The organism is Streptomyces sp. NPDC003300, assembly GCF_040610915.1.
Classification (GTDB): domain Bacteria; phylum Actinomycetota; class Actinomycetes; order Streptomycetales; family Streptomycetaceae; genus Actinacidiphila.
This window is the reverse complement of the sequence record NZ_JBEXNE010000004.1, coordinates 332,235-353,469: the sequence shown is the minus strand read 5'-3', so window position 1 is coordinate 353,469 and position 21,235 is coordinate 332,235. Positions and strand designations below refer to the sequence as shown.

Annotated in this window: 17 protein-coding genes and 1 pseudogene; 10 read left to right on the top strand and 8 right to left on the bottom strand. The window is 72.6% G+C overall.

What is annotated here, in order from left to right; all coding sequences use genetic code 11:
- Positions 1-180: 180 nt before the first annotated feature.
- The 7 genes and pseudogenes from ABZX65_RS08700 to ABZX65_RS08670 form a co-directional block, all read left to right on the top strand.
- The gene (locus tag ABZX65_RS08700; RefSeq protein WP_355336337.1) at positions 181-1,098 is read left to right on the top strand and encodes a DUF4397 domain-containing protein; all 918 of its coding nucleotides are present in this window, start codon (positions 181-183) and stop codon (positions 1,096-1,098) included.
- Positions 1,099-1,106: 8 nt separating this feature from the next.
- Complete coding sequence (locus tag ABZX65_RS08695) at positions 1,107-1,760, top strand: class F sortase (protein ID WP_355336335.1); 654 nt, start codon at positions 1,107-1,109, stop codon at positions 1,758-1,760.
- 692 nt (positions 1,761-2,452) lie between these two features.
- Positions 2,453-2,746 carry a lactococcin 972 family bacteriocin gene (locus tag ABZX65_RS08690; RefSeq protein WP_355336333.1) on the top strand — a complete coding sequence of 98 codons (294 nt, stop codon included), beginning with the start codon at positions 2,453-2,455 and terminating at the stop codon, positions 2,744-2,746.
- 303 nt (positions 2,747-3,049) lie between these two features.
- A complete protein-coding gene (locus ABZX65_RS08685) occupies positions 3,050-5,152 on the top strand; it encodes a hypothetical protein (RefSeq protein WP_355336331.1) in 2,103 nt (700 codons plus the stop codon).
- Positions 5,153-5,201: 49 nt separating this feature from the next.
- Positions 5,202-6,041, top strand: a complete 840-nt coding sequence (locus ABZX65_RS08680) for an ABC transporter ATP-binding protein (RefSeq protein ID WP_355336329.1) — start codon at positions 5,202-5,204, stop codon at positions 6,039-6,041.
- Positions 6,042-6,253: 212 nt separating this feature from the next.
- Positions 6,254-7,855 (top strand): glycosyltransferase family 39 protein, encoded by a 1,602-nt coding sequence (locus ABZX65_RS08675; protein ID WP_355336327.1) that lies wholly within the window; start codon positions 6,254-6,256, stop codon positions 7,853-7,855.
- 27 nt (positions 7,856-7,882) lie between these two features.
- Positions 7,883-7,948: pseudogene (locus ABZX65_RS08670) on the top strand (hypothetical protein); the annotation flags it as partial.
- 122 nt (positions 7,949-8,070) lie between these two features.
- Here ABZX65_RS08670 and ABZX65_RS08665 read toward each other — a convergent pair.
- The 7 genes from ABZX65_RS08665 to ABZX65_RS08635 all read right to left on the bottom strand — a co-directional run bounded on the left by ABZX65_RS08665 (position 8,071) and on the right by ABZX65_RS08635 (position 16,493).
- Positions 8,071-8,814 (bottom strand): N-acetylmannosamine-6-phosphate 2-epimerase, encoded by a 744-nt coding sequence (locus ABZX65_RS08665; protein ID WP_355336325.1) that lies wholly within the window; start codon positions 8,812-8,814, stop codon positions 8,071-8,073.
- Positions 8,811-9,737 carry an ROK family protein gene (locus ABZX65_RS08660; protein WP_355336323.1) on the bottom strand — a complete coding sequence of 309 codons (927 nt, stop codon included), beginning with the start codon at positions 9,735-9,737 and terminating at the stop codon, positions 8,811-8,813. Before ABZX65_RS08660 ends, ABZX65_RS08665 begins: the two co-directional genes overlap by 4 nt.
- The gene (locus ABZX65_RS08655) at positions 9,734-10,663 is read right to left on the bottom strand and encodes a dihydrodipicolinate synthase family protein (protein WP_355336321.1); all 930 of its coding nucleotides are present in this window, start codon (positions 10,661-10,663) and stop codon (positions 9,734-9,736) included. The genes ABZX65_RS08660 and ABZX65_RS08655 overlap by 4 nt, the downstream gene beginning before the upstream one ends.
- Positions 10,660-11,655, bottom strand: coding sequence for an ABC transporter ATP-binding protein (locus ABZX65_RS08650; protein WP_355336320.1), 996 nt, complete (start codon positions 11,653-11,655; stop codon positions 10,660-10,662). The genes ABZX65_RS08655 and ABZX65_RS08650 overlap by 4 nt, the downstream gene beginning before the upstream one ends.
- Positions 11,652-13,796: a dipeptide/oligopeptide/nickel ABC transporter permease/ATP-binding protein gene (locus ABZX65_RS08645; RefSeq protein WP_355336318.1), complete on the bottom strand. Its 2,145-nt coding sequence runs from the start codon at positions 13,794-13,796 to the stop codon at positions 11,652-11,654. The genes ABZX65_RS08650 and ABZX65_RS08645 overlap by 4 nt, the downstream gene beginning before the upstream one ends.
- 1 nt (position 13,797) lies before the next feature.
- Entirely contained in the window at positions 13,798-14,748 is a 951-nt protein-coding gene (locus tag ABZX65_RS08640; protein WP_355336316.1) for an ABC transporter permease, read from the bottom strand.
- A gap of 128 nt (positions 14,749-14,876) precedes the next feature.
- Positions 14,877-16,493 (bottom strand): ABC transporter substrate-binding protein, encoded by a 1,617-nt coding sequence (locus tag ABZX65_RS08635; protein WP_355336314.1) that lies wholly within the window; start codon positions 16,491-16,493, stop codon positions 14,877-14,879.
- Between the two features lie 392 nt (positions 16,494-16,885).
- Between ABZX65_RS08635 and ABZX65_RS08630 the strand changes: the two genes are divergently transcribed.
- Positions 16,886-17,641, top strand: coding sequence for an FCD domain-containing protein (locus ABZX65_RS08630; RefSeq protein WP_355336437.1), 756 nt, complete (start codon positions 16,886-16,888; stop codon positions 17,639-17,641).
- A gap of 177 nt (positions 17,642-17,818) precedes the next feature.
- The gene (locus ABZX65_RS08625) at positions 17,819-19,750 is read left to right on the top strand and encodes an exo-alpha-sialidase (RefSeq protein ID WP_355336312.1); all 1,932 of its coding nucleotides are present in this window, start codon (positions 17,819-17,821) and stop codon (positions 19,748-19,750) included.
- Between the two features lie 71 nt (positions 19,751-19,821).
- Here ABZX65_RS08625 and ABZX65_RS08620 read toward each other — a convergent pair whose 3' ends face one another.
- The gene (locus tag ABZX65_RS08620; RefSeq protein WP_355336311.1) at positions 19,822-20,751 is read right to left on the bottom strand and encodes an AraC family transcriptional regulator; all 930 of its coding nucleotides are present in this window, start codon (positions 20,749-20,751) and stop codon (positions 19,822-19,824) included.
- Positions 20,752-20,894: 143 nt separating this feature from the next.
- On the opposite strand from ABZX65_RS08620, the gene ABZX65_RS08615 reads away from it, so the two are divergent.
- On the top strand, positions 20,895-21,212 hold the full coding sequence (locus tag ABZX65_RS08615) for an antibiotic biosynthesis monooxygenase (protein ID WP_355336309.1): 318 nt from the start codon (positions 20,895-20,897) through the stop codon (positions 21,210-21,212).
- The last annotated feature ends 23 nt before the right edge of the window (positions 21,213-21,235 follow it).

The window sequence follows — 21,235 nt, the reverse complement described above, 5'->3', positions numbered from 1 at the left end:
CCGGCCCCGAGCCGACCCGACACAGGCCCCGCCCCCGAACACCGAGCCGACCGGCACACCCGCCCGTCAGACGGCCCGGCCCCGCCCCGCACCGACACACGCCCAGACCGCGCCCCCGACCCCGCCCCCGCCCCTGAACGCCGGACCAATCGGCGCATCCGCCCGTCAGAAGGACTTCGCATGAGGCTTTTCCCGCGGGCGACCGCGCGCACCGGATCGTCGTCCAGACCGTCGTCCAGATCCTCGGCGCGGGCCGCCGCGCTCGGCGCCGCCGCCGTTCTCACGCTCAGCGCCGCTGTGCTGGCGGGCCCGGCCGCGGCCGGTGCGTCGGCGGCGCCCGCCTGGTCCGGCGGCTGGCTGCGGCTGGCGCACTTCTCGCCCGGTACGCCGCCGGTGGACGTCTACCTCTACCCCTTCGGCGGATCGACGGCCGCGATGGTGCTCAAGAGCGTGTCGTACGGGCACGCTTCGCCGTACGAGTCGGTCGCCACCGGCCAGTACACGGTCGCGATGCGCAAGGCGGGCGACCCGGCGTCGGTGTCGCCGGTCATCTCCTCGACCGTGCGGGTCGTGCAGGGCCGCGCGTACACCGTCGCCGGGCTCGGCCCGAACTCGGCGCTGCAACTGCGCACGCTCTCCGACCAGTTGTCGGCCCCGCAGGGCCAGGCGGCGGTACGGGTCATCCAGGCGTCGCTGAGCCAGCCCGCCGTCGCGGTCCATGTGGCCGCGCTGAACCAGGGTTCGCTGCGCTTCCCCGCCTCGACCCCGTACCGCACGGTGTCCGCGGGCAGCACGACCGTACGGGTCTCGGCCGGGGCCGCGACGACCTCCCGTACCGTCCAACTGACCGGCCGCAGCACGCACACGCTGGTCGTCCTGTCCTCCACCGGCTCCGCGCCCGGCCTGCTCGACCTCACCGACTCCGCGGGGCCGAGCCGTCAGCCCCACGGCGGCGTGGACGCGGGCTTCGGCGGTCTCGACCAGCGGAAGGCGGCGGCCGAGGGCTCCCGTACGCCCCAACTGGTCGGCTGGGGAGCCGCCTTGGTCATCGGTTCCGGCCTGCTGGTGCTGTCGGTACGCCGACTGCGGCGCGGCTGAGCGGCGTCATGGCGCCGCGACACGCACGGCCCCGGCCGCGTCATCGGGGAGCGGCCGGGGCGCTCGCCGTCCTCGGAGTGGTGACGGTCGCGGGCGGCGCCGTCGGCCTCGCCGCGAATCTGGGGACGCGGCCGGGCTCCGGCCACGCGCGCGCCGCCGTCGGGGCGGTCGCCCCGGAGCCGGGCCGGGTCGTCAGCCGGCCCGTGGCCCCGACAGAGGCGACCGACGCCCGGCCCCGCGCGCTCGCCATCCCGGCCATCGACGTCGACACCCCGCTCGAACCCCTCGGCCTGACCCCTTCCGGCGCCCTGGACACCCCCTCGCGGCCGAGCCGGGCGGGCTGGTTCGACGCGGGTCCGGTCCCCGGTGCCCCCGGCCCCGCCGTGCTCGTCGGCCACGTCGACTCCCCCGGCGGCCCCGCCGTCTTCTCCCGTCTCTCACTCCTGCGGGTCAACGACGTCATCCGCGTCACCCTCGACGACAACCGGACCGTCCGCTTCCAGGTGACGTCCGTCCGGAGCTACGCCAAGGACGCGTTCCCCACCGAGGCCGTCTACGCCCCGCGCCCCGACCCCCAACTCCGCCTGATCACCTGCGGCGGCCGTTTCACCGGCCACACCTACCTCGACAACATCGTCGTCTTCGCCCGCCTCCTGCCCTGAGGCCGCCCGCCTCGTCCCCCGCGACACAGCGCGCCGTGAGGATTCCGAATGCGTTTCGCGGGAGCGGTCTCACATTCCCGCAACGCCGTTCCGGATAGCCGTACTTCGCGGAAAACGGAATGCCACGCCTTACTTGCAGCGTGAATCAAGTTGAATCCGGAATTCCGCGCCGGAGGGCCGTTTCCCGGATCTGATTCAAGCCGCATACCGCCGAGAACGCGCCAAGCCTCGGTACGGGATTCGAGGTCGGCCGGATCCGCGCCTATCGTCGGCCGGGTTGCCGCGGACCACCCGGCACCGGCACGGGGGAGCACACATGCGTGGGATCAGAAGACCGCCCATCGGCGCAGCGCAGCACGTGAGACGGTACGGGCCCGCAGCGGCGACCGCCTGACGCGTCGCCGTCCGCACCGGCGCCCGGCCGCCCGCGCCGGGCGTCCACGTACCCCGTACCGCCCGAAATCCGGCCCGCGGCCGGACATCGCGCGGTGCGGAATTCCCGCTTCCCATTCGCCTGCCGACCACCGCCGTCGCCGCCCGCTGACGCCGGTGGATTCAGGCATGGGCGGACCGTTCCGACCCGCCCGCGACAGGCAATTCCCGGAGCGCAATTTCATGGTTGCCAGTGCAACTGAATGTGTGCCAGGGTTCTGCCTCGTCCGATCAAGCCCACGAGAAAGCGGAGTTCATTCATGAACAAGAAAACCGGAATTAAGGTCGCCGTCGCCGCTGTCGCCCTCAGCTTCGCCGCCGCCACGCCGGCCCTGGCCACCTCGGTCGACGTCGGCGGCGGCAAGTGGAGCTACGACCACGGCGCCAACACCGCGTGGTCGAACTACAAGCACCCGACGAACAAGCACGCGTCGTCGGTGAAGATCGGCACCGTCGTGTTCGGCAGCGGCTGCACGGCCAAGGGCGTATGGTCCCTGGCCTCCGCGGGGCTGAACGGCAACTCGGTCAGCTACTACTACAACCCGTCCTGCTGACCCTCCGTCAGCGAGGGGGCCGGTCATGGCTGACCGGCCGGGCGGTACCGGTCGGGCGGTAGCGGTCGGGCGGTAGCCGCCGGGTGGTAACGGCCGGGTGATCCGGCGCGGTTGTGGAGGCGGGGACGTCACCGCCTCCACGGCCGCTCGGCGCTCCCGCGCCCGCGCCCGCCCTGAGCCGTGAGCCGTAGCCGCAAGCCGCAAGCCGCAAGCCGCAAGCCGTGAACAGCCGGTACGCCGTACGTCGCCGTCACGCCGTCACGCCCGTCTGAATTCCCGAGCGCCCTCAACCGAGGAATCACCATGCTGCATCGCGGTATTCGAGTCGTCCACGCCGCCCTTCTGGCCTTCTCCGCCGTCCTGGCCTTCCTCTTCGTGCGCGGACTCGACGAGGACGGGGTGCTGGGCAACTCCGCCATGGTCGACGTGCTCGACTCCGACGGATCGACGAGCGCGCCCCACGTCGTCCAGGCCGTCGAGTCGTTCGCGGCGCGGCACGGGGTCGGGGTCGCGCGCGAGGTGCCCGACCTCAAGAACCCCGACACGGTCCGCCACCTGTACCTCGCGCCCGGCGGCACCGGTACGCGGACCGCGAAGTGGCTGGACCACGGCTACCCGGCGTTCAGCGAGAACTTCACCACCCGCGTGCACCCGCTCGCCGATGTCGGCCAACTCGACCCGCGCGGCACGTACTACGTCTTCGGGCCGGCGGGCGCCGCCGACGCCCTGCGGCTGGAGTTCACGCACCTCGGCATGACGGTCGAGGTCAGCCACCCGCTGTCCGTACGGGGGTTGATCGACCGGTACAAGAACGACTCGCTCTTCCGTTCCTTCTACGTCGTCGCCCTCGCGGCGCTGACGATGACCGGCGCGAGCGTGCTGCTCAACGCGCGGGCGTACGGCGTACTGCGCATGCAGGGCATGTCCTTCACCGGCATCCTGCTGCGCGACCTGCGGCGGCTCGCAGTCTTCTGGCCGCTGTCGGCCGCCGTCGTCGCGGCCGCGGTCCTCACCTTCCTCGGCCTCTACAACGGCCTCGCGTGGCTCGGCCTGTTCGCCGCCGTGGCCGCGGTCCTCGCCGTCCTGCTGGCCGCCGTCGTCCTGGCCGCGCACGCGGCGGCGCTCGCGCTGACGTTCAAGGTCGGCGTCCTGCCCGCGCTCAAGGGCGAACTCCCGTCCCGCGCCGCGTCCTTGAGCGTCTACCTGGTCCGTGTCCCGGCGCTGCTGCTCGCGCTCAGCATCGCCACCAACGCCACGCTCGCGAGCCGCGACGTTCTCACCCGTGAGGACAACCGGGACGCGTACCACGCGGTCGGCGACGCCGTGTCGATCCGGCTCAGCGGCGCATTCGCCATGCACATGGACCAGTTGGACCAGCACGTCGGGCCGTGGCTGCGCAGAGCCGACGCGCGGGGCGAGGTGATCGTGGCCGGGCGGCGGGACCTCCAGATGTCCGCGCCCGGTGAGCACCTGCCCTCCGGCGAGATCCTCGTCGTCAACGACACCTATCTGGCACGGCAGCCGATGGTCGACCCGGCGGGGCGGCGCTACGCGTCGCAGGCCGGGAGCGCGACGGCCGCGGACGCCCGCGCGGTACGGCTGCTGATCCCCGACACGCTCGCGTCGGACACCCCCGCGATCACCAAGGCCGCCGAGGCGATCATCGACCCCGACCTCACCGGGCGCGTCCCCATGAAGGTCTCGGCGACCCGCGGCGGCCAGCGCGTCTTCGGCTACAACACCGGTGAGTACTCCTACCGTTCGGGCCACGACGCGGCCGAGGACCGATCCATGGTGCGCGACCCGGTCGTCATCGTCGTCCCCAACGGATCGCGCTTCCTCACCGACGACGCCTACACCGCCATCGCGACACAGGCCGGAGTCGTCTTCCCCGACCCCGCCGACGTGACCGCGGGCATCCGCGCGGAACACCTCCAGGACTACGTGAACTCCATGAGTCCGGTGGGCGAGAAGACCGCCCTCGACCTCAGGAAGGCGCTCACCGAACTCCGGGTCCAGATCTTCAACCTGGTCATCGCCGCGATGGTGCTCCTCATCGCCGCGGTCGGCGTCTGCCTCATCTACGCCCGCAAGAACGCGCAGAGCATCTTCGCCCAGCACGTCAGCGGCTGGCGGTACGTCGCCTCGCACCGCTTCCTCCTGGCCGTCGAGGTGGCCATCGCGGTGATCTTCGCGACCCGGGTGCCGTTCCAGGCGTGGCAACAGCGCCAGCACCTGCGGCAGTTGGCCGCCGCCGGTGAGCCCGCGACCTTCGAGCCGACCCGGCTGACCGCGCTCGACCTCGGTGTCATCAGCGGTCTGGTCGTCTTCGAACTGGCCGCCGTGCTGCTCGCCCTCGCCTACTTCCACCGCCGCATCGTGAAGGAGGGCGCGACCGGGACCTGAGCCCGGCCGCGCCCACGGAATTCCTCCACCGAGCAGGAGTGTGCCTGTCATGACGAAGCTGATCGAGATCGAGAGTCTTTCGAAGTCCTATGGTTCCCGCACGTTGTGGGACAACGTCAACCTCGCCGTGGAGCGCGGCGAGATGCTGGCTCTCGTCGGACCCAGCGGATCGGGAAAGTCGACCCTCCTCAACTGCCTAGGTCTGCTCGACCGCCCGACGTCCGGTGCCATCCGGTACGAGGGGAAGGACATCACGCGTTTCGGCCGCCGCGACATCCGGCAATTCCGCCGTGACACCCTCGGATATCTCTTCCAGCACTACGCGCTCATCGAGAGCGAGACCGTCGAGCAGAATCTCGAAGTCGCGGCCAGGCCGAGGCCGTTGCTGCGCGGCAAGGCAGGGCCCGCGATCGCCGAGGCCCTGGAGCGGGTCGGCCTCGCGGGGCGCGGCAAGGAGACGGTCCATCACCTCAGCGGCGGTGAGCAGCAGCGGGTCGCGCTGGCGCGCGTGCTCGTCCAGCGCTCGGCGCTGGTGCTGGCGGACGAGCCGACGGGCGCGCTCGACGACGCCAACTCGGCTGTGGTGGTGGACATTCTGCGGGAGCTGAGCCGGTCGGGGTGCGCGGTGGTGATCGCCACGCACGACGCGGGCGTGCGGGACCGCTGCGACAACGTGTTCGCGGTGGGTAGGGGCGCGGGGGCCGCACCGGGGGCAGGGGCCGCACCAGGGGCAGGGGCCGCACCGGCATCCCCCCGGCAGGCCGTACCCGCGCCCGCATCGACCGCCGCATCGGCCGCCGCGCCGAACAACGTACCGAACAACGCGCCGAACAACGTTCCGACCACTGTGCCGACGGCCATTTCGAGCGGTGCGCGCGCGGAGAAATGACGTTCCGAAAGTCCGCCGCGCGCGCCGGAGTAGGATGCGTGTCACCGCCATCAGTGGGTGTCGATCACGCTTCCTCCAGGCGGTTCACAATTCAACAAACTGCCTCGGGTGCCTCTTTGACGTCCACCGACAGCAAATCCCGTTCGATACAAAGCCGTTCGGGATTCAAAGCAACCATCACGGCCTCTCGGGCATCTTTACCGAGTCGGGCGATGCTGATCTGGCTGATTCCGCCGCTGTGGACTCTCGCCCTCGGCCTCTGGGGACTCTCCCGGCAGCACACCGTCTGGCGTGACGAGGCGGCCACCTGGCAGGTGGCCGGGCGGTCGACCCCCGAGATCCTGCGCATGCTGCACCACGTGGACGTCGTGCACGGCCTCTACTACCTGCTGATGCACGCCCTGTTCAGCGTGTTCGGACCCCACACGACCACGCTGCGGCTGCCTTCGGTGCTGGCCGGCGCGGTGGCGGCCACCTGCGTCGCGCTCATCGGGCGGCGGCTCGCCGGTCCCGCCGCGGGCCTCGCGGGCGGGCTGGCGTTCGGGCTGCTGCCCGCCGTGCAGTTCTACCTCCAGGAGGGGCGGCCGTACGCGCTGGTCGCCGCAGGGGCCGGGGTGTCGACCCTGCTGCTGGTCGCCGCGCTCCAGGAGGACACCGGACCGCGCCGCCGCGCGTGGCGCTGGGCGGGATACGGCGGCGCCGTCCTCGTCTGCGGGCTGCTGAACTGGTTCTCGCTCCTGATCCTCCCCGCGCACCTGGCCACACTGCTCTGGTCCCGGGCCGCCGACCGCCGTACGTGGGCCGCCTGGACGGCCGCCTCCGCCGTCGCCGTCCTGGCCGTCACTCCGCTGGCCCTCTTCAGCCGGGGCCAGTCGGCGCAGGTGTCCTGGATTCCGCCGCTGACCTGGCACATGCTGATCGGGCCCGGGGTGCTGGTGCTGATCGGCGGCGTCTGCGCGGCGGTGTCCGACCGCCGTATCGCGGGCCGCGCCCGTACGGACGTCTTACGAATCGCCCCACCTCGTACCGGCACGCCTCGTACCGCCCCACCCCGGTCCGACGCGCCTCGTACGGACGGGCCCCGTACGAACGGGCCTCATGCGCGCGCGCCTCGTACGGACGGGCCCCGTACGAACCGGCTGTCCGCCGCCGCCGTGGGGCTGCCGTTGCTCGCGGTGCCGCAACTCGGCCTGGTCTGCCTGTCGTTGTTCCAGCCGCTGTTCCTCGACCGCTATGTGCTCTTCAGCATGCTGGGCCTCGCGCTGCTCATCGGCGCGGCGATCGGCGCCGCGGTGCGCGCCGCCCGGCCCCGTTTCCCGCGCGCGTCCGCGTGGATCGTCCCCGTGGCGGTCGCGCTCGCGACGGTGGCGCTGATCCCGCAGTCGCTCGCCGAGCGCTCGCCGAAGAGCCGGGTCGACGACGTCATGGCCGTGGCCTCCGACGTCCAGCGGCTCAAGCGCCCCGGCAACGCCGTCCTCTTCATCCCCTCCGCCCGCCGCGACACGGAATCCGTCTCCCCCGGCGCCTTCTCCGGCCTGCACGACATAGCGCTGACCGAGACCCCGGAGCGCTCCGGAACGCTGAAGGGCCTGGAGGCGGCCCCGGCCCGCATCCGTACGGCGATGCTCGCGCGGGACCGCATCCTGCTGGTCACCGACGTCCCCTGGATCGCCCGCCCCCTGACCGCGGCGCAGGACCGGATGAAGATGCGGGTCCTGCTGACGTACTTCACCCCGGTGGCCGATGTCCGCGTCCACGGACGGCGGTTGACGGTGTACGAACGCCTTCCCCGCCCCGCGCGCGCCGCCCGCTGAACCGTCCGGCCGCACCGTCCCGCTCACATCGACTCCCCGTCCGTCGCGGCCGGCCCGGCGGCGAACATCACCGATGTCTCCGCGTTCACCAGCCCCGACAAGCCGGACACGGCGACGCTGGTGCTGAACTCGTACCTGTTCCAGGCACCCGGCTCGGCCGACGCGGCGACGGCGCCCTCCGAGTGTTCGGGGGGCGCCGTCGCGGCAGAGGGCATTCACCCCAACTGCCGCTGTGCTCCGAGCCCTTCGGCGAACCACCGGGTCAGCGTCGTCGGGTGGGTGATCGCGGTGCCGACCACGACCGTGAAGGCTCCCGCGGCGAGGGCCGACCGGGCCTGGGCGGGGGTGTGGACACGGCCCTCGGCGACGACGGGGACCGACAGATCCGCGCTGAGGCGGGCGACCAGGGCGAGGTCGGGACCGTCCGGGTGCGGGCCGCTGCCCGTATAGCCGGACAGCGTGGTGCCGACGAGGTCCGCGCCGAGGTCCGCCGCCGCGACGCCCTCCTCGTAGCTGGAGACGTCGGCCATGAGCAGGCGGCCCGCGCGGTGCACGGCCGTGACGGTACGTTCCAGGGTCTCGCCGCCGGGGCGCGGGCGGAAGGTGGCGTCGACCGCGACGATGTCCGCGCCGGTCGCGGCGACGGCGAGGGCGTGCCGCTCGGTCGGGGTGATGTAGACGCCCGAAGTGCCGTGCTTCCAGAGGCCGATGAGGGGGACGTCGGTGACCGCGCGGATCGCGCGCAGGTCGTCGAGGCCCTGCGCCCGGATACCGGCCGCGCCGCCTTCCCGGACGGCGAGCGCCATCTGACGCATGATCAGCGGATCGCGCAGCGGCTCCCCCGGATACGCCTGGCACGAGACGACGAGCCGGCCGCGCAGCCGTTCCAGGACGGCGCCGGGGTCTGCGGCCGACGTGGGCCGACCGCCCGAAGTCGGTTGACCTTCACGGCCGTTCACGCCAGTGCCTCCCGTCCCAGGAGCGCGGCCCCGTACAGCGCGGCGTCGTCGCCGAGCGAGCCCGCCCGCAGCGGGGTACCGGCGACGGCCGGGACCAGGTGGGAGGCGACGGTCGTCCGCAGGGTGTCCCACCAGACGGGTCCGCACCGGCTCACCCCGCCGCCGAGGAGGACGAGGTCGGGGGCCAGGACGTTGACGAGGCCGCCGACGGCTTCGCCGAGCGCGGTGGCGCCTGCGCGCAGGACGGTGAGCGCCGTCGGATCGCCGTCCTGCGCGCGGGAGTTGACGAGGCGGAGGGTCGCGGGTGCGGCGCCCGTCCCGTATCCGGGCCGCGCGCCCGCCAGTTCGCGGTAGGCCGCCGTCATCGCCGGTCCGGACGCCGCGGCCTCCACGTGTCCGACGCCCCCGCAGGGGCAGGGCAGCCCGGCCGCGGCGGGCACCGGCAGGTGACCGGCCTCGCCCGCCGCGCCACCGGCGCCGTGGTGGACGCGTCCGTCGATCAGGACGCAGCCGCCGACGCCGGTGCCGACCGTGAGGAGCAGCACGCAGGCGTGCCCGGCGGCGGCGCCGCGCCAATGCTCGCCGAGCGCATGGGCGTTGACGTCGTTGTCGACGCCGACCGGCAGGCCGAGCCGGGCGGCGAGCAGCCCGCGCAGGTCGGTGCCGCCCCAGCCGGGGAGCGCGGACGTGGCCGACCGCACCCGGCCGGTACCGGGGTCGATGACGCCCGCGCTGCCGACGCCGACGGCGTCCACGGGCCTGCCGAGCAGGGTCACCGCGCGGGCCGCGGTGTCCAGCACGGCGGCCGGGCCCTGCCGCGCCGGGGTGGGCAGGGTGGCGCGGTCGAGCAGCACGCCCTCGGGGGTGACCAGGGCGGCCGCCGTCTTGGTCCCGCCGATGTCGACTCCGGCGAGCAGCGTCATCGCAGGCCCGCCTGCTCCAGGATCGCGCCGATACGGCCGGTCTCGGCGTCGGTGAGCGGGCGCATCGGCGGGCTGACGGTGTTGCGGGCGATGACGCCGAGCAGCGTCAGCGCGGTCTTGAACGCGCCGAGGCCGGACGCCGTACCGGACGCGGTGGCCGGGTCGGCGACGGCGACGATGTCGAAGAGCCGGGCCAGCCGGTCCTGTTCGGCGCGGGCCGCCGTCCAGTCGCCGCGCGCCGCGGCGTCGTGCAGCCGCCGGTAGCCGTGCGGGTCGACGTTGCCGAGGCCGGGGACCGAGCCGTGCGCGCCGCCGAGCAGCATCGCGTCCACGACGACCTCGTGCCCGGTGAGCAGCGCGAAGTCCGGCACGGCCCTGGTGTCGAGAATGAGTTGACGGAATGTCACATCGTCGCCGCTGGAGTCCTTGACCCCGGCCAGCACCCCGTCGGCGGCCAGTGCGCCGACCAGCTGCCGGGAGAGCTTGCTGTGGACGCAGACCGGGATGTCGTAGGCGAGTACCGGCACGTCGATCGAGGCCGCGACCGTCCGGAAGTGCCGGTCGATCTCGGTGGGATGGGTGCGGGTGTAGAAGGGGGCGGTCGTGACGACCGCGCTGGCGCCGCGCGCGACGGCGGTACGGGCGCGCTCCAGCACCTTGTTGGTGGTGGTCTCGATGGCGCCCGCCAGCACCGGCACCTGGCCGCCCGCGGTCTTCACCACCACGTCGAGCACCGTCTCCTGCTGCTCGTCGGTGAGATAGGCGACCTCGCCAGAACTCCCCAGCGCGAACAGGCCGTCGACACCGCCGCCGATGAGGTGGCCGACCACGCGCTCCAGCGACGCGACGTCCACCGCGCCGTCGTCGGTCAGCGGGGTGACGACGGGCGGGACGACGCCGGAGAACCGGGGTGTACGGGCAATCACGAAGTGCTCCTTGTGCCGTGGTGCGCGGCGGTCGCCGCCGCGGTGGTCCTGGGGTGTACGCAGTGCCATTGGTGGTCGCCGTCCCGTGTGGCGGCGGGGAAGGCGGTCGCGCAGGTGTCGTCCGCCTTCCAGCACCGGGTGCGGAACGGACAGCCGGAGGGCGGGTGGGTGGCCGACGGCACGGGGCCGTTGAGCACGATCCGCTCGGTGGTCCCCAGCAGGCTCGGTGTGGCGGAGAACAGCGCCTGGGTGTACGGGTGGGCGGGCGCGGCCGACACCTGGGCGGCCGGGCCCTCCTCCACGATCCGCCCGAGGTAGAGGACCGCGAGCCGGTCCGACAGGTGGCGCACCGTCTGGATGTCGTGCGAGATGAAGACCATGCCGAGGCCGAGCCGGGACCGCAGGTCCATCAGCAGGTTGAGCACCTGCGCGCGGACCGAGACGTCGAGGGCGCTGGTCGGTTCGTCGGCGACGATCAGCTCGGGTTCCAGCGCGAGCGCCCTGGCGATGGCGACCCGTTGGCGCTGCCCGCCGGAGAGCTGTCCCGGCAGCGCCTGCCGGGTGTGCCCGGGCAGGCCCACCAGCTCCAGCAGTTCCGTCACCCGCTGTTCGCGGGCGCGCGGGGTGCCGCGCCGGTGCACGTCCAGCGGGTCGCGCAGGATGCGGCCGACCGGCATCCGCGGGTTGAGGGCGGTGGACGGGTCCTGGAAGACCACGCCGACCGACGCGCCGAACTCCTGGCGGCGCCTGGCCGCCGGCAGCTCCCACAGATCCTCGCCGCGGAACATGACCCGGCCCTCGGTCGGCCGTTGCAGACCGGTCAGCACCCGCGCCAGCGTCGACTTGCCGCAGCCGGACTCACCGACCAGGCCGACGATCTCACCGCGCTCCACCGTCAGCGACGCCCCGGTCAGCGCGTGCACGGCGTCGTGCCGGAACAGACCGCCGCCGCGCGCCCGGTGCCTGACGTGGACCTCTTCGACGCGGATCATCGTCCGCTCCTTTGCAGCAGTACGGGTTCGGCCGCGTGGTGGCAGGCGACGCCGTGCGCCGCGGCGGGCAGGGGGGACACGGCGGTTGCGGCGCGCGGGTCCGCCGCCGGGGCCGGCCGCCCCGTCAGCTCGGGGGCGCGGGTCCCGCACACCTCGGTGGCCGCGCCGCACCGGGAGGCGAAGCGGCATCCGGCGCCGAACTGGCGCGGCGCGGGCACCACGCCGCTGATCTGGTGCAGCCGCTCGGCGCCCGCCTCCAGCGAGGTGACCGAGCCGAGCAGGCCGCGCGTGTAGTGGTGGGCGGGGTCGGACAGCAGCGCCCGGGTGTCGCCGGTCTCGGCGACCTGCCCCGCGTACATCACCGCCACCCGGTGGGCGAGCCCGCTGACCAGCGCGAGGTCGTGCGAGACCAGGATCATCGCGAATCCCAGTTCGTCGCGCAGCCGGGTGAGGAGTTCGACGACCTGCGCCTGGACGGTGACGTCGAGCGCGGTGGTGGGTTCGTCGGCGATGAGCAGCCGGGGGCTGCGGGACAGCGCCATGGCGATCAGTACGCGCTGCCGCTGGCCGCCGGACAGCTCGTGCGGGTAGCTGCGCAGCGTGCGGTCCGGGGAGAGGCCGACGAGTTCGAGCAGTTCCGCCGGGCTCTGCGTGCCGCCGCGCGAGGTGAGCTGCTTGAGCTGGCGGCCGATGAGGACCGACGGGTTCAGCGACGACATCGCGTCCTGGTAGACCATGGCGATCTCGGGCCCCGCCAGCACCCTGCGGCGGCGGGGCGACATGCCGAGCAGGTCCTCGCCGCGGTAGTCGATGGCACCGCTCACCCGCGCGTTGCGGGCCAGCAGGCCCATGACGGCCAGGCTCGTGATGCTCTTGCCGCAGCCGGACTCCCCGACCAGACCGAGGGTCTCGCCCTCCCTGACGGTGAGCGAGATGCCGTCGACCACCGGCACGTCGCCGTAGCGGTCGGGGAAGCGGATCGACAGGTCCCGGATGGAGAGCAGTTCCGCGGCGGTGGCGGGCACCGCCGCGAGCGGCGGCGGATTCCGCGTCATGCGTTCGGCGAGCAGGACGAGGCTGCGCTGTACGGCGGCGGCCCGTTCGTCGTCGTCCGCCCGCGTCCGGCGGGGAAGCGGCGTGTCCTGGGGCGCGGTGTCACCGGCCGGGCGGTCCGTACCGGAGGCGGTGGCCGCGGGGGCGACTCCGGCCGCGGCCGCGGGTACGGCCGCCCCCGATACGGCCGCCGCCGCGGGTACGGCCTCCGGCGCCGCTCCGGCCGCCGCTCCCGGCGCCGCCGAGGCGTCGGTCAGTCCCTCGGACAGGATGTTCAGGGCCAGGACGGTGACGAGCAGCACCAGGCCGGGGAAGAGGGTGGCCCACCATCCGCCGGACAGCAGGATCTGCCGCCCGTACGAGAGCACGTTGCCCCAGCTCGGCTCGGGGTCCTTCACCCCGGCGCCGATGAAGGACAGGCTCGCCTCGAAGATGATCGCCTCGGCGACCAGCACGGTGGCGAAGACCATGACGGGCGCGGCGCAGTTGACGGCCACGTGCCGCAGCACGATGTAGGCGCGACGGGCGCCGATGACCTTCTCCGCGGCGACGTAGTCCTCGCCGTACTGCGCGAGGACGTTGGCCCGTACGACGCGGGCGAGCGAGGGGACGTACACCGCGGCGATGGTGAAGATCAGGACGGGCACGCTGGAGCCGAAGACGGTGACCAGGACGGCGGCGAGCGCGATCGGCGGGAAGGACATGACGACGTCCAGCACCCGCATCACCGACTCGTCGCCCCACTTGGGCGAGGTGGCCGCGAGCGAACCGAGGACCGCGCCGACGACGACGGCGACGGCCGTGGAGCCGAGGCCGATCACCAGCGAGTAGCGGGCGCCGTAGACGACCCGGGCGAAGATGTCCCGGCCGATCCGGTCGGTGCCGAACCAGTGCCGGGAGCCGGGGGGTTGGACGGGTATGCCGGTGGTCAGCGGATTGTCCGCGACCAGCGGCGCGCACACCGCGGCCAGGACCACGACGGCCAGGACGACGAGCGAGATCCGTGCGGCGAGCGGCAGCGCGCGGAAACGGATGCCGGGACGCGACAGCTTGGCGACGACGCGTTGGGGGCCAGTGAACAGGAACATCTCACACCGTCCTGATGCGCGGGTTGACCAGCAGATAGAGCAGGTCGACGACGACGTTGACGACCAGGAAGGCGAGCGCGATCATCAGGACGGTCCCCTGCACCAGGGCCACATCGCCGCCGGTGACGCCCTCCAGGATGAGCTTGCCCATGCCGGGAAGGTCGAAGATCGTCTCGATGACGACGGCGCCGCTGAGCAGGTAACCGACCTTGACGCCCAGCACGGTGAGCGGGGTGACCAGCGCGTTGCGCAGCACGGACCGGATGACCAGCAGCCGTGGCAGGCCGTTGCCGGTGGCCGTGCGGACGTAGTCGCGGTCGAGTTCGGTGACCATCGAGGTGCGGATGAGCCGGGCGAGCGAGGCCGCGACCGGGACCGCGAGCGAGACCGCCGGGAGCGTCATGCAGCGCAGCCAACCGGTGAAGGAGTCACCGGGGTTGACGTATCCGCCGGTCGGGAAGAGCGAACTGTCCAGGGCGAACCGCTGGATCAGCAGCACGCCCAGCCAGAAGGAGGGCACCGCGACACCGGCCATCGACACCACGCGGAAGACGTGGTCGGGCCAGCGGTCCCGGTACACCGCGCCGACCACGCCGAGCGCGACGGCGAGCACGATCGCGATCAGCAGCCCCAGCAGCGTCAGTTGCAAGGTGAGCGGGAAGGCGACGGTGATCCGGTCGACCACCGGCTGGCTCGGCGGCACGGTCACGCCGAGGTCGCCGTGCAGCAACTGGTTCAGAAAGTGCGCGTAGCGGACGGGCAGCGGGTCGTCGAGCCCGTTGGCGTGCGCGAACGCCGCGCGGGCGGCGGCCGTCGAGTTCTCCCCCAGGGCGTTGTAGGCGGGGTCCACGGGAGAGAACTGGAGCACGACGAAGACCAGCAAGGTGATGCCGAGGATCATCACCGGCATGATCGCCACGCGGCGCAGCGCGAGCCGAAGGAAAGCGAACATCGGGCGTTCCTAGCAGTAGGTCCTGGACGACTGGCGGGTCCGGGACCCGCGCGGGGAGCGCGGGCGGCTCGTACGCGGGAGGTACGAGCCGCTCACGCACCGGGCGCGCGGGCCCCGGTCCTGGCGGCTCACGCCGGGGACACGCCGAGGAACGACAGACCGGTGGTGGGCACGGGGCTGAAGCCGGCCAGCGCGTGCCCGTCCCACGCGGTCGGGAGCTTGCGGTGCAGGATCGGGTAGAGCGGCGCCTGCTCGGCGACGATGTCGGTGACCTGGGACCACAGCTTCGTACGGGTCGCGTCGTCGGTGGTGCGGGCGGCCTGGTCGAGCAGCGAGACGACCTGCTTGCCCTGGGCGGTGCCCGACCAGCGGTAGCGGGTCTCGGGCCAGGTCCCGACGTAGAACCAGCGCATCAGCAGGTCGACGTCGTTGCCGAACACCGAGGGGTCGCCCGGGGCGACGAGGAGGTCGAAGTCGCCGGTGTCGATCTTCGCGTACTGGGCGGAGGACTGGCCGATGCTGAGCGTGGTCCTGACGCCGACGGCGTCCCAGCTCTCCTTGACCAGCGGGGCGATGTCCTGCACCCAGGAGGTGTCGGTGGTCAGGACGGTCACCTTCAGGTCGCTGACGCCCGCGGCCTGGAGCAGCGCCTTGGCCTTGGCGGGGTCGTGGCCGTAGACCGTGGCGGCCTTGACGTAGTCGGGGTGGCTGGGCTGGAGGTAGCCGCTGGCCGGGGTGGCCTGGCCCGACATGGCGGTGGCGATGATCTTGTCGGTGTCCAGCGCGTAGTGCAGGGCCTGGCGCACCCGCTGGTCGTCGAACGGCTTCTTCGCGCAGTTGAACATCAGGAAGAGGTTGCCGAAGGACGCGGCCGACTCGACGGTGACCTTGCGCTTGAGGCCGGCCATGTCGATGTACGGCACGTCCTCGATGGCCGCGACCCGGCCGGACTGCACGGCGCTGACCCGCGCGGAGGCGTCCGAGAGCAGATTCCAGGTCATCGCCTCGGCCTTGGCCGGGTAGCGCCCGTTGTACCGCGCGTACTTCTTGAAGACGATCTTGTCCTCGCGGGTGGCCGACACCAGCGCGTACGGTCCGGAGCCGACCGGCTTCGCGTCAAAGCCCTTCTCGTCGGCCTGGACGATCTTCTTCGGCACGATCTTGACGACGGATATGCGGGAGGGGAAGAGCGCGAAGGGGTACTTCAGCGCGAACTCGACCGTGTGGGCGTCCACCGCCCGCGCGGAGCGCAGGAAGGGCAGGAACTGCGCCATCAGCGAGGCGTTCTTCGGGTCGAGGATGCGCTCGAAGCTGAAGACCACGTCATCGGCGGTGACCGGGGAGCCGTCGTGGAAGGTGGCCCCGTCGCGCAGGGTGGCGCGGTACGTCGTCGGGCCGACCTGGACGGGCAGCGCCGTGGCGAGGGCGGGGCGGGCGGTGAGCGAGACCGGGTTGAGGTCCACCAGACCCTCGAAGATGTGCCAGTTGGCCGCGACCGGGGTGGCGCCGGAGGAGGTCATCGGGTCGAAGCCGGTGGACAGGGCGTACGAGATCCCCGCCGTGATGGTGGCGCCGCCGGTCCCGCCGCCGGTCCCCTTGCCGGCCGCGGAGTCGGGGGCGTTGGTCGAGGAGGGTCCGCCGCACGCGGCGAGGGTGCCGGTGAAGGCGGCGGCAGCGCCGACCGCGCCGGTGTACCGCAGGAATGCGCGGCGATCGACTCTGGCGGGTGTCCGTCGAGAAGACACGGGGAACCTCCGGGCAGGGGTGAGCAGGAATGAGGTGGACGGTGGAGACGGGCGAAGCGGAAGCCGGTCGCGGGGCCCGGCGGACTGCGGACCGGCCGTCGCGTGCCCGGCCGGTGGTGCGGCCGTCGCGTGCCCGGCCAGCGGTACGGCCGTCGTATGCCCGGCCGGTGGTGTGTGCCCGGCCGGGCCGCCGCGGGCGCCGGGAGGGCGGTTCCGCGGGCGGGAGTGGGGCGCGGGCGGCCAGAGTACGCCGGTGGGACGACCACTCTGTGCAACATCAGACATAAGATGTCTGATGGCTGATAGGGTTGGACCGTAGTCGTTGGAACGAGAGGGGTCAAGAGGTGGACGGAACTCGCGATGCGGGCAACGGACGGGGTCGTCGCCTGCTGATGCACGAGGTCAGCGAGGGCATCAAACGTTACATCCTGGACAATGGGCTCCGTCCGGGGGACGTCCTGCCCACCGAGAACGAGCTGTGCGAGGCCCTGGACGCCAGCCGCTCCAGCGTCCGCGAGGCCGTGAAGACCCTCGACGTCCTCGACATCGTGGAGGTGCGCCGGGGGCACGGCACCTACGTCGGCCGCCTCGGACTGTCCGCGCTCGTGGAAAGCCTCACGTTCCGTGGCATGCTCGACCGCGACGACGACATGCAGCTCATGCTGGAGCTGGCCGACATGCGCGAGCTGTTCGAGCGCGGCATGGCCGACCGCATCGTGGCCGCGCTCGACTCCGCCGACCTGGACGCCCTCGCCGCGCTGGTGGACGACATGAACGCGTCCGGCAGCGGCGACGGGACGGGTTTCGTCGAGGCCGACCGGGCCTTCCACGCCCTTCTGGTCGCGCCGCTCGGCAACGAACTGATCGGCCAGCTCTCCGCGGCGTTCTGGGACGTCTACATCGTCGTGGCCCCGCAGCTCACCGGGATCAGCAGGGCGGAGGAGGTGGAGACCGTCCACCACCACCACCGGATCGTGGAGGCCGCGCGCGACCGGGACGCGGCGGCCTTCGCCGCGGCCGTCTCCGACCACTACGCGCCGGTCCGGCGGCGGATCGCCGAGGCGCGGGCGGCGGCGGAGGGGAAGGCGGGGACGCCGGAGGCACGGGAGCGTGCGGTCATCGCGCCGAGGCGGCGCTCCGGATCTTGACGGGGTCGGACCCCGGCCCTAGGGTCCCTCGACAGCAGACATCTGATGTCGTTCGTCAGGTGTCATACCTGAGGTACGTCCTGTCGAGCGCGGTGTCCGCCGCGAGCTGAGGAGTCCCCTGTGCCGCCGCCGTTGCCGCCCGCCTCCCCCGAAGTGCCCGTACCGTCCGTGGCACCCGTGCTGTCTGTGGCATCCGTGCCGTCCGTACCGGTCGTGCCGCCCGTGTCTCCGTACGCCCGATCAGCGCGGAGGGGTTCGACCCGGAGGGGATCGGCCCGGAGGGGAGCGGCGCGGGCGGTCCGCCGGACGCTGCTCCCCCTGACGGTCGTCGTCGCGGCGGCGGCCGCACCGCTGGCCACGGCGACGCCCGGGTACCCGGCCACCCCGGGTGCCCAGACGGCCGTCGTCAGCCAGGACTGCGTCAGCAGCCGTATACGGGTCGCCCTCGGCAATCCGACCGCCGCGAGCACCACCTTCACCGTGACGTGGCCGGGGAACGGCACCTGGACGCCGGCCGTCGCGGCGGGCGACCGCTCGGACCTGTTCTTCACCAAGGCGAGCGGCACGGCGTACTCCTTCCGCGTCACCACGCCCCAGGGCCTGGACACGACCCTGTCCGGCACGCTGAACTGCGACGGAGCCCTGGGCTCCCAGGTCGGCATGGACTGCCCGCGCGCCGCCGACGGTTCACCGCCCGCCACTCACGCCCTGCGCGTGACGCTGGTCAACCGCTCCCCCGTCCAGCAGACCTTCACCGTCGCCTGGCCCGGCCGCGGCGGCTCCCCCTGGACCAGGACCGTCGCCGCCGGAGCCTCGGACGACTCGCTGTACTGGACGGTCGCCAACGGCACGCCGTACACGTTCACCACGACCACGCCGACCGGCTACAGCCGTACCGAATCCGGCACCGCCACCTGCGGACTGGCCTCCGGCACACCGGGGTTGAACGCCCAGACGCTGTTCAGCCCGGCCACGCCCATCAGCGGCCTCAACCGGCTCTCGGCGGACGGCAGCACGTACGAGACGTACACCGGCACCGCCGCCTCCGTACGCATCCCGGCCATGGCCGTCACCAGGAGCGGCACCGTCATCGCCATGGCCGACGCGCGGGTCGACAGCAGCGCCGACCTCGGCGGCGCGAGCAACAACATCCAAGTCGCCCTGCGCCGAAGCTCCGACGGCGGCGCCACCTGGACCGCGCCCGCCGTCGTCGCCCACGCGCCCACCACGCACGAGGGATACGGGGACAGCAGCCTGCTCGTCGACCGGTCCGTCGGCGCGAACGGCAAGGTGTTCGCCTTCATCAACTACTCGCCGGCGCCCGGCATCGGCTACTACGGTTCCGCGGCCGGCTCCAACTCCGCGACCGACACGACCGCGATGCACATCCGCTACATCGCCTCGACCGACAACGGCGCCACCTGGAGCGCCCCCGTCGACCTCAACCCCCAGGTCAAGAGCACCGGTTGGGCCGGACTCTTCGCCTCCTCGGGCCACGGCACCCAACTGGCCAGCGGGCGGCTGGTGCAGCCCATCGTGTACCGCGAGAACGGCGTGGACCACGCGGGCGACATCTACTCCGACGACCACGGCGCCACCTGGCACGCGGGACCGGCGGCGGCGACCGGCGTCAACGAGAGCAAGGTCGTCCAGCGCGGCAACGGCAAGGTCGTCCAGAACCTCCGCTCCAACGCGGGCGGCAACCGCTGGTACGCCACCGCGGGCGACGCCTCCCCGGCCGGAGCGACCGACGTCGCCAGCGCGTTCGGCCCGGCCTGGAACTCCGGCCTGGTCGACCCCGGTTGCAACGCCGACGAGATCTCCTACCTCCAGCCCTCCCAACTCGGCGCGAACGGAGCCCCCACGACCACCTCGGTCGCGCTCCTCAGCAACAACGCCTCCACCGCCCGTTCCGAACTGACCGTCCGCGTCAGCCAGGACGACGGCGCCACCTGGCCCCACCAGGCGCTCATCAAGTCCAAGGCCGCCGGTTACTCCACCCTGGCCGTCCTCCAGGGCGGCTCGATCGCCGACCTCTACGAAATCGGCGACACGGGCGGCATCGTCTTCGCCGCCTTCACGCTGCCCTGGGTCCAACAGGCGCCCTGACTCACGCCGTTGGGGTGAGCGCCCTCACCCGGGGGTCATCCCGCCGCGCCCCGGCCCGGCGGCTTCCCCGCTCAGGGGAGGACGCCCGCCGGGGTGCGGACGGTACGGACGGTACGGCGCAGGCGGGCGGCGTCCCGGCTGGGGGGCGCGCCGAACTGGCGACGGTACTCGCGGCTGAACTGCGAGGGGTTGTCGTAGCCGACGCGCTGCCCGACCCCCGTGACGTCGCCCGGGTGGGTGGTGAGCAGCAGCCGGGCCTCCTGGAGCCGGATCTGCTTCTGGAACTGGATCGGGCTCATCGCGGTCACCGCCTGGAAGTTGCGGTAGAAGGCGGACACGCTCATACCGGACTGCCGCGCCACGTCCTCGACGCGGAAGGGCTGCGCGTAGTGCTCGCGGATCCAGCGCACGGCGCGCGAGACATGGCTGAGGCTGCTGTCGGCCAGACCGAACTGCCGTACCGCCGCGCCCTGTTCGCCGGTGATCAGCCGCCACAGGATCTCGCGCTTGACGAGGGGCGCGAGGACGGCCCGGTCGTGCGGCTCGTCGAGCAGGCGCAGCAGCCGGACGACCGCGTCGAGCAGCGCGGGCGGCGCGTCGCTGACGACGATGCCCGACGGCGTACCGCCCCCGGTGCGGGGGGAGTTGCCAGGCCCGGCCTGGAGCAGCAGTTCGGCGACGGCGGACGGTTCGAGGACCAGGCCGAACCCCAACGCCGGTTCCTCGGCGTCGGCTTGGAGGAACTGTCCCGTGACCGGCAGATCCACGGACGCGATCAGGTACTGCCCGGCCCCGTACTCGAAGACCCGCTCCCCCAGGGCCAGGCGTTTGGCGCCCTGGGCGATGACCGCCAGGACCGTGCCGGACATCGAGGGGGCGGGCGGGTCGGGGCGGTCGACCTTCGAGACGAGGACGCCGTCGATGGCGGTGGTCCAGCCGGAGCGCGGCGCGTGCCGTGCCAGCAGGGCGCGCAGCTCGTCCAGGTGTTCTTCACGGGTCATACGTCCATTGCACCACCCCACCGTGCCCTGGCTCCCGTGGCCGCGAGGATCGTGCAAGTACGAGCGAGGAACGTTCTAACGTTTCCACAGGTCAGAGCGGTTCAATGGAATCACCGCACTCCAACGGAGAGAAGAAGGATTCCATGAACGCGAACTACGGCTTCAACGCCACGCTGACCGCCAAGGCCGGAATGAGCGACCAGCTCGTCGAGCTGCTGCTGACCGGTCTGGACGAGGGCAGCCCCGGCGCGAGCGAGCACTGCGTCGTCTACCTCGTCTCCCGCTCCGCCTCCGACCCGGACGTCGTCCACGTCACCGAGGGCTGGACCAGCGAGGAGGACCACCACCGCGTCTTCGCCGGCGAGGCCGCGCAGGCCATCGTGGCGCGGATCGGCCCGCTGCTGGCCAAGGAGTCCGACTACACGGATTACGTGCCGGTGCGGGGCAAGGCCGCTTTCTGATCCGCCTGCTCCGACCTCCCATC

What these genes read in the sequence shown, in the direction of transcription:
- ABZX65_RS08675 (WP_355336327.1), top strand. Translation starts at nt 6,254, where the DNA reads ATGCTGATCTGGCTGATTCCGCCGCTGTGGACTCTCGCCCTCGGCCTC.
- ABZX65_RS08645 (WP_355336318.1), bottom strand. Translation starts at nt 13,796, where the DNA reads ATGTTCCTGTTCACTGGCCCCCAACGCGTCGTCGCCAAGCTGTCGCGT.
- ABZX65_RS08700 (WP_355336337.1), top strand. Translation starts at nt 181, where the DNA reads ATGAGGCTTTTCCCGCGGGCGACCGCGCGCACCGGATCGTCGTCCAGA.
- ABZX65_RS08615 (WP_355336309.1), top strand. Translation starts at nt 20,895, where the DNA reads ATGAACGCGAACTACGGCTTCAACGCCACGCTGACCGCCAAGGCCGGA.
- ABZX65_RS08630 (WP_355336437.1), top strand. Translation starts at nt 16,886, where the DNA reads ATGCACGAGGTCAGCGAGGGCATCAAACGTTACATCCTGGACAATGGG.
- ABZX65_RS08650 (WP_355336320.1), bottom strand. Translation starts at nt 11,655, where the DNA reads ATGATCCGCGTCGAAGAGGTCCACGTCAGGCACCGGGCGCGCGGCGGC.
- ABZX65_RS08620 (WP_355336311.1), bottom strand. Translation starts at nt 20,751, where the DNA reads ATGACCCGTGAAGAACACCTGGACGAGCTGCGCGCCCTGCTGGCACGG.
- ABZX65_RS08685 (WP_355336331.1), top strand. Translation starts at nt 3,050, where the DNA reads ATGCTGCATCGCGGTATTCGAGTCGTCCACGCCGCCCTTCTGGCCTTC.
- ABZX65_RS08660 (WP_355336323.1), bottom strand. Translation starts at nt 9,737, where the DNA reads ATGACGCTGCTCGCCGGAGTCGACATCGGCGGGACCAAGACGGCGGCC.
- ABZX65_RS08695 (WP_355336335.1), top strand. Translation starts at nt 1,107, where the DNA reads ATGGCGCCGCGACACGCACGGCCCCGGCCGCGTCATCGGGGAGCGGCC.
- ABZX65_RS08680 (WP_355336329.1), top strand. Translation starts at nt 5,202, where the DNA reads ATGACGAAGCTGATCGAGATCGAGAGTCTTTCGAAGTCCTATGGTTCC.
- ABZX65_RS08640 (WP_355336316.1), bottom strand. Translation starts at nt 14,748, where the DNA reads ATGTTCGCTTTCCTTCGGCTCGCGCTGCGCCGCGTGGCGATCATGCCG.
- ABZX65_RS08690 (WP_355336333.1), top strand. Translation starts at nt 2,453, where the DNA reads ATGAACAAGAAAACCGGAATTAAGGTCGCCGTCGCCGCTGTCGCCCTC.